This is a genomic window from Klebsiella sp. 141161, from assembly GCF_050600815.1.
GTDB lineage: Bacteria > Pseudomonadota > Gammaproteobacteria > Enterobacterales > Enterobacteriaceae > Klebsiella > Klebsiella aerogenes.
In genome coordinates this window covers 29,202-41,134 of sequence record NZ_JAQIRN010000005.1, presented here as the reverse complement: position 1 = coordinate 41,134, position 11,933 = coordinate 29,202, and the positions used below count along the sequence as shown (strand labels likewise).

Below are 11,933 nucleotides of genomic sequence, written 5' to 3'. Positions count from 1 at the left end.
CTTAAAATCGTGAGCATTGTCACGCGATGAGTGTGCGACATGGCGGGCAGTATGAAAAAAAATCCGATAACCGGGCATCAGAGCGCTTCCCTCGTATCGGCTTAATCGCCGCTCAACGAGGCGCAACAATATTATTTTCCCGGCGTGGCGGGGAGTAAAAATGTGTATTACGTTTAGATCACACGCCTGTGATAAAGGACTGATTATGAACACGCTACGCTATTTTGACTTTGGCTCTTCCCGCCCTGTCCTGCTGTTAATCGCACGTATTGCGATCGTGCTGCTGTTCATTATTTTTGGCTATCCGAAACTGATGGGGTTTAGCGGAACGGTACAATATATGGCTTCTTCCGGCGCGCCGATGCCGACACTGGCGGCGATCATCGCGGTCATCATGGAGGTACCCGCCGCTATTCTGATTATTTTAGGTTTCTTCACCCGCCCGCTGGCGGTGATCTTTATCTTTTACACCCTGGGTACCGCGGTTATCGGCCATCATTACTGGGATATGACCGGCGATGCGGTATTGCCGAATATGATTAACTTCTATAAGAACGTCAGTATCGCCGGGGCCTTCCTGCTACTGGCTATAACCGGACCAGGTTCGATTTCGCTGGACCGTCGATAACCAGCAGACACAAAAAAGGCCGCAATCGCGGCCTTTTTTATCTTAACGCGGCAAGATTACGCGTAAACCGGGAAACGGGCGCAGATATCCAGCACTTTACCTTTGACGCGCTCAATAACAGCTTCGTCGTTGATATTGTCGAGAACGTCGCACATCCAGCCAGCCAGCTCTTTCACTTCCGCTTCTTTAAAGCCGCGGCGAGTCACAGCCGGAGAACCGATACGGATACCGGAAGTCACGAACGGGCTCTTCGGATCGTTCGGTACGCTGTTTTTGTTAACGGTGATGTTGGCGCGGCCCAGGGCGGCGTCAGCTTCTTTACCGGTCAGGTTTTTATCTACCAGATCCAGCAGGAACAGGTGGTTTTCAGTACCGCCGGAAACCACTTTGTAACCGCGGTTCAGGAACACTTCCACCATCGCTTTGGCGTTTTTGGCAACCTGCTGCTGGTAAACTTTGAACTCTGGCTCCATCGCTTCTTTCAGCGCCACCGCTTTCGCGGCGATAACGTGCATCAGTGGGCCGCCCTGCGCGCTTGGGAACACGGCGGAGTTCAGTTTCTTGTACAGCTCTTCGCTACCGCCTTTCGCCAGGATCAGGCCGCCGCGCGGACCCGCCAGGGTTTTGTGGGTGGTAGTAGTAACAACGTGGGCGTGCGGAACCGGGTTCGGATAAACGCCGGCGGCAATCAGGCCCGCTACGTGCGCCATATCGACGAACAGATAAGCGCCGATGCTGTCAGCGATTTCACGCATTTTCGCCCAGTCAACGATACCGGAGTAAGCGGAGAAGCCACCGATGATCATCTTCGGTTTGTGCTCCTGGGCCTGCTTCGCCATGTCTTCGTAGTCAATTTTACCGGACTCATCGATACCATAAGGAATGATGTTGTACAGTTTACCGGAGAAGTTAACCGGGGAGCCGTGGGTCAGGTGGCCGCCTTGCGCCAGGTTCATACCCAGCACGGTATCGCCTGGCTGCAGCAGTGCGGTGTAGACGGCAAAGTTAGCCTGCGAGCCGGAGTGCGGCTGCACGTTAGCGTAGTCGGCGCCGAACAGTTCTTTCGCGCGGTCGATAGCCAGTTGCTCAACGATATCCACGTACTCGCAGCCACCGTAGTAGCGCTTGCCCGGATAACCTTCGGCATATTTGTTAGTCAGCTGGGAACCCTGAGCCTGCATCACGCGCGGACTGGTGTAGTTCTCGGAGGCGATCAGTTCGATGTGCTCTTCCTGACGTACTTTTTCCTGCTCCATAGCCTGCCACAGTTCGGCATCATAATCGGCAATGTTCATTTCACGCTTTAACATCCGCATCTCCTGACTCAGCTAACGATAAAATTTTGGCCTAAAAAGGCGGTCCTGATGGACAACGGCCCACAGTATAACCGAATCATTCTGTGATAACAGGTCTTGACAAAGGATTTTACGCAAACGATTGGCTCCACAGCACACAAGGCTTTGAGCAATAACGCATCAAACATTATCAACGGATTTCTTTTCAGGTTTGTGATGCAAATTCTTCATGTTGTAACTGCTTTGCGGCAAAGTGATAAAGAACCATTTACATAGCAGGGTTATTTATATAAGATGCATTTGAAATGCATCAATAGGATAACATTTAAGGAAGCTGCTATGCTCGACGCTCAAACCATCGCCACGGTCAAAGCCACTATTCCCCTGCTTGTAGAGACCGGCCCAAAGCTAACCGCGCATTTTTATGACCGCATGTTTACTCATAACCCGGAGCTCAAAGAGATCTTCAATATGAGTAACCAGCGCAACGGCGATCAGCGCGAAGCGCTGTTCAACGCTATCGCCGCCTACGCCAGTAATATCGACAACCTGCCGGCCCTGCTGCCGGCGGTCGAAAAAATCGCCCAGAAACATACCAGCTTCCAGATTAAACCGGAGCAGTACAATATTGTCGGCAGCCATCTGCTGGCGACCCTCGACGAAATGTTTAGCCCAGGCCAGGAAGTACTCGACGCCTGGGGCAAAGCCTATGGCGTGCTGGCGAACGTCTTTATCAATCGCGAAGCGGAAATCTACCAGGATAACGCCAGTAAAAATGGCGGCTGGGAAGGTACCCGCGCGTTCCGCATTGTTAAGAAAACCCCACGCAGCCAGCTTATTACCAGCTTTGAACTGGAGCCTGTCGACGGGCAGCCGGTCGCCGATTACCAGCCGGGACAGTATCTGGCTATCTGGCTGAAGCCGGAAGCCTTCGAGTATCAGGAAATTCGTCAATACTCTCTGACCCGCAAAGCGGACGGTAAAGGCTATCGCATCGCGGTGAAACGTGAAAACGGCGGCCAGGTGTCCAACTGGCTACATAACCACGCCAGCGAAGGTGACGTTGTCTACTTAGCCGCGCCGGCAGGCGACTTCTTCCTCAACGTGGCAGCGCAGACGCCGGTGACCTTGCTCTCCGGCGGCGTGGGCCAAACGCCAATGCTGGCGATGCTGGATACGCTGGCGAAAAGCCATCATCAGGGCCAGGTGAACTGGTTCCACGCGGCAGAAAACGGTGACGTTCACGCCTTTGCGGACGAAGTGAAGGCGCTTGGCGCGGCGTTGCCGAAGTTTACTTCTCACGTCTGGTACCGTAGCCCGAGCGAGGCCGACCGTCAGGCTGGTCGTTTTGATAGCGAAGGTTTGATGGATTTAGCGCCGCTGGCGGAAAATATTCGCGACCCGCAGATGCAATTCTATCTCTGCGGCCCGGTGGCCTTTATGCAGTTTGCAGCGAAGCAGCTGGTAGAATTAGGGGTCAATAAAGACAACATTCATTACGAATGTTTCGGCCCGCATAAGGTTCTGTAAGCCCAACGACGCGGGGATTTGTAGGCCGGGTAAGCGCAGCGCCACCCGGCAATACTGCTGCGAGCGGGGAGGATTAAATCGCCGCGTCGTCTTCTTCACCGGTACGGATACGAATCACCCGCGCCACGTCGAAGACAAAGATTTTACCGTCGCCGATTTTACCGGTCTGGGCGGTACGAATGATGGTATCTACGCAGGTATCGACGATATCGTCCGTCACCACGATTTCAATTTTCACCTTCGGCAGAAAATCCACCATATATTCCGCGCCGCGGTACAGCTCGGTATGCCCTTTCTGACGACCAAACCCTTTGACTTCCGTCACCGTCATGCCGGTGATACCGACTTCCGCCAGCGCTTCACGCACGTCATCCAGTTTGAACGGTTTAATAATCGCATCAATCTTTTTCATGGTTTTCCTGTCTTTGTCGCGTAACCGGTTGCTTACCGTATCATAGCTTGCGCTATGCCGCGGGGCTACTCTTTAAAGTCGTTGGCGTCGAGCTCGTGGCGCGACAGCAGTTTGTAAAACTCGGTGCGGTTGCGCCCGGCCATCCGCGCGGCATGCGTCACGTTGCCTTTGGTTATCTGCAAAAGCTTACGCAGGTAGTTGAGCTCAAACTGATTACGCGCCTCGACGAAGGTCGGTAGCGCGGTATTCTCACCCTCCAGCGCCTGCTCCACCAGCGCATCGCTGATCACCGGCGATGAGGTCAGCGCCACACACTGTTCAATCACGTTAACCAGCTGGCGCACATTGCCCGGCCATTTGGCGGCCATTAGCCGCTTCATCGCATCGGTGGAGAAGGCGCGCACGAAGGGTTTGTGACGGTCGGCGGACTGGCGCAATAGATGATTGGCCAGTAGCGGGATATCCTCCGCGCGCTCGGAAAGCGGCGGGATCTTCAGGTTAACCACATTGAGCCGATAGAACAGATCTTCACGGAACTCACCGCGCGCCATCGCCTTCGGCAGATCGCGGTGGGTCGCCGAGATAATGCGCACGTCGATATCGATATCGCGGTTGCTGCCCAGCGGGCGCACCTTACGCTCCTGCAGTACGCGCAGTAGCTTCACCTGCAGCGCGACGGGCATATCGCCGATTTCATCAAGGAAAAGCGTACCGCCCTCAGCGGCCTGAAAAAGCCCTTCGCGGTTGCTGACCGCGCCGGTAAAGGCGCCGCGCGCGTGGCCGAACAGTTCGGATTCCAGCAATTGTTCCGGCAACGCGCCGCAGTTAATCGCGATAAACGGTTTTTCGTGGCGCGGACTGGCGTTGTGGATCGCCTGGGCGACAATCTCTTTCCCGGTACCGCTCTGGCCGATAATCAGCACGCTAACGTCCGACTGCGCCACCATACCGGCCTGCTCCAGCAGCCGCAGCATCTGTGGGCTGCGGGTGACAATCGCCTGTCGCCAGCGCTCGTCGGTGGCCGGCGAGCTCTGCTCGAGAGCATCATCAATCGCTTTATACAGCGCGTCTTTATCGACCGGTTTAGTCAGAAAACTAAACACCCCTTGTTGGGTAGCGGCAACGGCGTCAGGAATGGAGCCGTGGGCAGTCAGGATGATGACCGGCATGCCGGGCTGCGCCTTTTGGATTTCAGCAAACAGCTGCAGGCCATCCATTTCATCCATGCGTAAATCGCTCACCACCAGGTCCACCCGCTCGCGCGTCAGCACGCGTAGCGCCTCGGGCCCGCTTTCCGCCGTGACCACGCTGTAACCTTCGCTGACCAGACGCATCCCCAGCAGCTTTAACAGCCCCGGATCGTCGTCCACCAGCAGCAGGTGGGCGGGTTTACGGATCGTCATGGATCACCTCCGGTACCTTATCGCTACCGCTATTAAAATTGCCGCCGGGCTTACGGCTGGAGAGCTGGCGCTCAATATCGGTAAGGTTTTCCAGCTTGCGGGTGGTCAGCTCCAGTTGGCTACGCAACTGTTGCTCCTGCTGACGCAAGGTTTCCAGTTCAGCATCGCTTGATTGCTGGAGTTTGCCGTAGCGGGATCGCTCCTCAAATAACTGCAATTGGCGGGCTTGGCCGTCGCGCCACAGCCGGTACAGCGGGCGAACCTGGGCGGCGATTTGCGGGCTAAAGCTGTCGATGCGGGCAACCATTTCGCGACGCTCGTCGGGGGTGATTTTGGCGTCGGCCAGCAGAATGCCGCGTTTCAACGCATCCTGCCAGTTATCATCGTTATGCAATTTGGCTTCGGCGCGGGCCTGTACCGGCGCCAGGCGATCCGCGCAGTCAATGCCGCGCAGCCAGTACAGCGGGTTTTTATCACTGGCATCGTTTTCCAGCGACCAGATATTGGCGCAATCTACGGAGAGAAAATCCGCCACCTGATGTTCCGGCAGCTCGGGCGGCGCATTGCCGTCAGCGGCGCGCGGCGACATAGCGGCGGAACAACCCGCCAGCGTCAGGCAGCATAGGCCCGACAGCAGCCATCCCCGTAAAGGACGGCGCAATGCGAAAAAGTGGGACATATTCACCCAATGTTGATTCATGTGTTGGTTTTTCCCGGCTCAGCGGCGGGGAGCGAGATGCGAAAACAGATGAACCCGGGATTATCATCGACCAGGCTCAGCTCTCCCTGCATTTGCCGTACGCAGTCGCGGGCGATACTTAACCCCAGACCGCTGCCTTTTACTGCCCCTTTACGCAGGTGGCTTCCCTGATAAAAAGGCTCGAAAATCATATTTCTTTCGGCGGCGGGGATCGGCTCGCCGCTATTGGCGACATCGATACGAACCTGCTCGCCGTGGCGGTAACTATGAATCCGAATGTTACCGGATTCAGCGCCATAGTGCACCGCATTGGAGTACAGATTATCAAGCACGCTGGTCAGCAACGTCGGCTCCGCCAGGCAGAAGCGTTCACCCAGCGCAAGCTCGGTAGACATCATCTTGGCTCTTGCCGGTAAACTATGCGCGGAAACGACGGTCTGCGCCAGTTCGGCAATATCCACTTTCTGCCGCTCGACCGGGCCATCGGCCAGTTTGCGATTATAGTCGAGTAGCTGTTCGATCAGCTTTTGCAGATTGCGGCTGCTGTTATCGAGGATCTCAACGATTTCTTGCTGTTCCGTCGTCAGCGGCCCCGCGACCCGGTCCGCCAGCAGTTCCGTTCCTTCACGCATGCTGGCGAGCGGCGTTTTCAGTTCATGTGACAAATGACGAAGAAATTGGTGGCGTTGGGACTCCAGCCACGCCAGACGTTCACTCAACCAGATAATCCGTTTACCAACCGACCGCAGTTCGCGCGGGCCGGTGAATAGCGCCGCATCATCCAGCGTTTTCCCCTCCCCCAGGCGATTGATCATCTTCTCAATGCCCTTCACCGGGCCGATGATCATGCGGGTAAACAGCAAGACCAGCGTCAGGCTCAGCAGAAACAGAACCAGCGCCTGCCAGCCGAAGAACTGCCCGCGCTCGGCAATCTCCTGCTGTAGCTGCTGGCCGCGGGAGAAAATCACCGTGCGGGTCGCTTGCACCATTTCACTGTTAGCATCGGCAAAGGCTTCGAGGCTCGCCGCGGCTTTGGCATCCGGCGCGCTATTATGGCAACGTAGTTGGGCCAGGTCGGCAAGGTTCTGCCGCAGGGTCTGCCAGATGTCAGCATCCGGCAACACGCCGGAGAGCGCCTCAAGCATTTCGCTATAACGCTTGCGTTGATTTTGATAGACCCGCTCAAGGGTAGGATCGTCCAGCACGCAATACTGGAGATAGCTACGCTCCATTTCCAGCGAGGCGTTGACCATCGCTTCGCTACGCCGCGCATCCGTCAAGGTGGTGCGGTTAATATGCGCGGCCTGGGCACTGAGCGCGTTCAGGCTTTGCCAGGCCTGCCATGCCAGCACCAGCAGCGGCAGCATGATCAGCACAAAGGAAAGCGTCACCAGTTGGCGCAAGGAACGGGGGAAAAGAGAGAATCGCTTCAAAGATATAGCCTCAACCATTAGCTCCTGAAGATGCTAACTGAGGATGGCGGAAACATCCACGGCAGAAACAATAAAGGCAGGCTCTAAAGCCTGCCTTTATTAAGGAATGAGGCGGTGCCTTACTCGACGTTTCGCCCGATGGCTGATAAAGCAGAGCTGTTATCAGGAGTTGGACGGCAGGCACCTGTTTGTGCGTCATTCGAAGTTTATGTAGCGCTTCCCGAAGGGGCTGACATAAGAAGGTGAATGAGCCACTGCTGATTATTATGCACGAACTATGCCACCTTTCAAAACAAATTATTAACACTATGATATATAAAGAATTACATGCAAAAACCCACCCAAAATAATTTGCCTGTTTTTTGACCATAGTGTCGCCAATTAGCAACAGCAAATCGACCTTCAATTACACACATTTAAAATCAATAACTTAAGTGTCGTCATTCAGAGACACCGCAAAACCACGTCTGTCGGTAATTCCCGACACTCTGATACGGCCTCGATCACAAATAAAAAAGCCCCCTGGATTAACAGGGGGCTCGTTTTCATCAACACAATACGCTAGCGGTATTAACCCAGTTGCTTACGCGCGTTGCGGAAGATGCGCATCCATGGGCTGTCTTCACCCCAGTTTTCCGGGTGCCAGGAGTTGCTGACGGTACGGAAGACGCGTTCCGGGTGCGGCATCATAATCGTCGCGCGACCGCTTTCGCTGGTCACCGCGGTAATGCCGTTCACCGAGCCATTCGGGTTCGCCGGATAGGTTTGCGTCACTTTGCCGAAGTTATCGACGAAGCGCAGCGCCACCAGCCCCTTGCTTTCAAGCTGAGCCAGATGCGCGCTATCACGAACTTCCACCTGCCCTTCGCCGTGCGAAACGGCAATCGGCATCATCGAACCGGCCATACCCTGCAACAGCAGCGATGGGCTTTGGGTGACTTCAACCAGGCTGAAACGCGCTTCAAAGCGGTCTGAGTGGTTGCGTACGAAGCGCGGCCACAGATCGCTGCCAGGAATCAGCTCACGCAGGTTGGACATCATCTGACAACCGTTACACACGCCCAGCGCCAGCGTCTGCGGGCGGTGGAAGAAAGTGGCGAACTCATCGCGTACGCGTTCGTTGAACAGAATCGATTTCGCCCAACCTTCACCTGCCCCCAGTACATCACCGTAGGAGAAGCCGCCGCAGGCCACCAGCGCATGGAAGTCGCCAAGACCGGAACGACCTGCCAGCAGATCGCTCATATGCACGTCGATGGCATCGAATCCGGCGCGATGGAAAGCGGCCGCCATTTCAACATGGGAGTTAACCCCCTGCTCGCGCAGCACGGCCACTTTCGGGCGCGCGCCGGTCGCAATATACGGTGCGGCAACATCTTCATTGATATCAAACGACAGCTTAACGTTAAGACCCGGGTCGCTATCGTTAGACTTCGCCTGGTGTTCCTGATCGGCGCACTCCGGGTTGTCGCGCAGACGCTGCATCTGCCAGGTGGTTTCCGCCCACCACATACGCAGCGTGGTGCGGCTTTCGCTGAACAGCGGCTGACCGTCGGCGGTAATAACAAAACGATCGCCTGCCGTCGCCTGGCCTAAGTAGTGCACGCAATCTGCCAGACCATTCATCGCCAGCAGCGCTTCTACCGCTTCGCGATCCGCGGCGCGAACCTGAATCACCGCGCCCAACTCTTCGTTGAACAGCGCGGCCAGACGGTCATCGCCCAGCGCGGCGATATCGGCAGTTACGCCGCAGTGACCGGCGAACGCCATTTCCGCCAGCGTCACTAACAAGCCGCCATCGGAGCGGTCGTGATAGGCCAACAGCTTACGCTGCGCCACCAGCGCCTGCATCGCGTCCCAGAAGCCTTTCAGCTGCGCGACATCACGCACGTCGGCCGGCTGGTCGCCAAGCTGACGATAGACCTGCGCCAGCGCGGTAGCGCCCAACGCGTTATGCCCTTTGCCGAGATCGATCAGCAGCAGGGCGTTGTCTTCCGTAGAGAGCTGCGGGGTCACGGTGCCGCGCACGTCTTCAACGCGGGCAAACGCGGAGATAACCAACGACAGCGGCGAGGTCATTTCGCGCTGCTCGCTACCTTCCTGCCAGCGGGTTTTCATCGACATTGAGTCTTTGCCCACCGGGATAGTCAGGCCCAGCGCGGGGCACAGTTCTTCACCGACCGCTTTTACCGCCTCATACAGACCGGCGTCTTCCCCCGGGTGACCGGCTGCCGCCATCCAGTTTGCCGACAGTTTGACGCGGTTGAGTTCGCCAATCTGCGTAGCGGCGATGTTTGTCAACGCTTCGCCGACCGCCAGGCGGGCAGAGGCGGCAAAGTCGAGCAGCGCAACCGGCGCGCGTTCACCCATCGCCATCGCTTCGCCGTAGTAGCTATCGAGGCTGGCGGTGGTCACCGCGCAGTTGGCGACCGGGATCTGCCACGGCCCCACCATCTGGTCACGCGCCACCATGCCGGTGACGGTACGGTCGCCGATGGTCACGAGGAAGGTTTTCTCAGCCACCGTCGGCAGATGCAGCACGCGGTTAACCGCATCGGCAATCGCCATCGGTTGACGATCCAGCTCGCTGCCCTGCGCTTTCAGCGTTTGCACGTCACGCGTCATTTTCGGCGTTTTGCCAAGCAGGACGTCCAGCGGCAGGTCGATCGGCCGATCGTTAAAGTGGCTGTCGCTCAGGCTGAGGTGTTGCTCCGCCGTGGCTTCGCCGATCACCGCATAAGGCGCGCGCTCGCGGCGGCACAGCTCTTCAAACAGCGGCAGCTGTTCCGGCGCGACCGCCAGAACGTAACGTTCCTGGGATTCGTTACACCAGATCTCCAGCGGACTCATGCCCGGCTCATCGCTGAGGATATCGCGCAGCTGGAATTTTCCGCCGCGGCCGCCGTCGCTCACCAACTCCGGCATCGCGTTAGAGAGACCGCCCGCGCCAACGTCGTGGATAAACAGAATCGGGTTAGCATCGCCCAGCTGCCAGCAGCGGTCGATCACTTCCTGACAGCGGCGCTCCATTTCCGGGTTGTCGCGCTGTACGGAGGCGAAATCCAGATCGGCATCAGACTGGCCGGAAGCCATAGATGACGCCGCGCCGCCGCCGAGACCAATGTTCATCGCCGGGCCGCCCAGCACAATAAGCTTGGCGCCAACGGTGATTTCGCCCTTCTGGACGTGCTCGCCGCGGATGTTGCCAATACCGCCCGCCAGCATGATCGGTTTGTGATAGCCGCGCAGCTCTTCGCCATTGTGGCTGGTCACTTTCTCTTCATAGGTACGGAAGTAGCCATTCAGCGCCGGACGACCAAATTCGTTGTTAAACGCCGCGCCGCCCAGCGGGCCTTCGGTCATGATATCCAGCGCGGTCACGATACGCTCTGGTTTACCGAAATCCTCTTCCCACGGCTGCTCAAAGCCCGGAATACGCAGGTTCGAAACCGAGAAGCCGACCAGGCCCGCTTTCGGCTTCGCGCCGCGTCCCGTTGCGCCTTCGTCGCGGATCTCGCCGCCGGAACCGGTCGCGGCCCCTGGCCACGGCGAAATTGCCGTCGGGTGGTTGTGGGTTTCAACTTTCATCAGAATGTGCGCAGGCTCCTGATGGAAGTCATAGCGCCCGGTCTGATAGTCGGCGAAATAACGGCCGACTTCGGAACCTTCCATTACCGCGGCGTTGTCTTTATAGGCAGACAGCACATATTCCGGGTTTTTCTCGAAGGTGTTTTTGATCATTTTAAACAGCGACTTCGGCTGTTTTTGGCCGTCGATAATCCAGTCGGCGTTAAAAATTTTGTGGCGGCAATGTTCCGAGTTGGCCTGCGCGAACATATACAGTTCGATGTCGTTCGGATTGCGGCCAAGCTTAACGAATGCGTCCTGCAGGTAGTCGATTTCGTCATCGGCCAGCGCCAGCCCCAGACGGAGGTTGGCGTCAATCAGCGCCTGACGTCCCTGACCCAGTAGGTCCACGCTGGTCACCGGCGTCGGCTGATGGTGAGCAAACAGCTTCTCCCCCTCTTCCAGCTCAGTGAAAACGCTCTCCATCATGCGATCGTGCAGTTCTGCCGCAACGGCGTCCCACTGCGCGTCGCTCAGACCCTGTGCTTCAACGTAGTACGCCACGCCGCGTTCCAGCCGCACGACCTGCGATAAACCGCAGTTATGGGCGATGTCGGTAGCTTTGGAGGACCAGGGAGAGATAGTGCCGGGGCGAGGGGTGACGAGCAGTAATTTACCGGTTGGCGTATGGCTGCTGAGGCTTGGGCCATATTTAAGCAGTCTGACCAGTCTTTCGCGCTCCTCATCGCTTAGCGGGGCGCTCAGGTCGGCAAAGTGAACATACTCCGCGTATAAGGTGCTAACCGGCAGGTTGGCCGCCTGAAAACGTGCCAGCAGTTTGTTGATACGGAATGCCGACAGTGCAGGTGAACCACGCAAAATATCCATCATAAGTCTCTCGTCTTCGAAGCTTTCAAGGTGAGCCAGGGGGAAACGGGCGCCATTATAGAGAATCCTGAGCCCCG

At 57.0% G+C, this 11,933-nt stretch carries 8 protein-coding genes; 2 read left to right on the top strand and 6 right to left on the bottom strand.

What is annotated here, in order from left to right; all coding sequences use genetic code 11:
• Positions 1-205 precede the first annotated feature (205 nt).
• Positions 206-628, top strand: coding sequence for a DoxX family protein (locus PGR79_RS14340; protein WP_015370306.1), 423 nt, complete (start codon positions 206-208; stop codon positions 626-628).
• Positions 629-684: 56 nt separating this feature from the next.
• Here PGR79_RS14340 and glyA read toward each other — a convergent pair whose 3' ends face one another.
• Positions 685-1,938 (bottom strand): serine hydroxymethyltransferase, encoded by a 1,254-nt coding sequence (glyA, locus tag PGR79_RS14335; RefSeq protein ID WP_015370305.1) that lies wholly within the window; start codon positions 1,936-1,938, stop codon positions 685-687.
• Between the two features lie 324 nt (positions 1,939-2,262).
• Here glyA and hmpA point away from each other — a divergent pair, with 324 nt between their 5' ends.
• Entirely contained in the window at positions 2,263-3,453 is a 1,191-nt protein-coding gene (hmpA, locus tag PGR79_RS14330) for an NO-inducible flavohemoprotein (protein WP_113374498.1), read from the top strand.
• 73 nt (positions 3,454-3,526) lie between these two features.
• Here the strand turns inward: hmpA and glnB are convergent, their stop codons facing one another.
• The 5 genes from glnB to purL form a co-directional block, all read right to left on the bottom strand.
• Positions 3,527-3,865, bottom strand: a complete 339-nt coding sequence (glnB, locus tag PGR79_RS14325) for a nitrogen regulatory protein P-II (RefSeq protein WP_002914032.1) — start codon at positions 3,863-3,865, stop codon at positions 3,527-3,529.
• Positions 3,866-3,930: 65 nt separating this feature from the next.
• Positions 3,931-5,268 carry a two-component system response regulator GlrR gene (gene glrR, locus PGR79_RS14320; protein WP_045377589.1) on the bottom strand — a complete coding sequence of 446 codons (1,338 nt, stop codon included), beginning with the start codon at positions 5,266-5,268 and terminating at the stop codon, positions 3,931-3,933.
• On the bottom strand, positions 5,255-5,947 hold the full coding sequence (qseG, locus tag PGR79_RS14315; RefSeq protein WP_162750221.1) for a two-component system QseEF-associated lipoprotein QseG: 693 nt from the start codon (positions 5,945-5,947) through the stop codon (positions 5,255-5,257). Before qseG ends, glrR begins: the two co-directional genes overlap by 14 nt.
• 17 nt (positions 5,948-5,964) lie before the next feature.
• Positions 5,965-7,401: a sensor histidine kinase gene (locus PGR79_RS14310; protein WP_113374510.1), complete on the bottom strand. Its 1,437-nt coding sequence runs from the start codon at positions 7,399-7,401 to the stop codon at positions 5,965-5,967.
• Positions 7,402-7,971: 570 nt separating this feature from the next.
• Entirely contained in the window at positions 7,972-11,859 is a 3,888-nt protein-coding gene (gene purL / locus PGR79_RS14305) for a phosphoribosylformylglycinamidine synthase (protein ID WP_113374499.1), read from the bottom strand.
• Positions 11,860-11,933 lie beyond the last annotated feature (74 nt).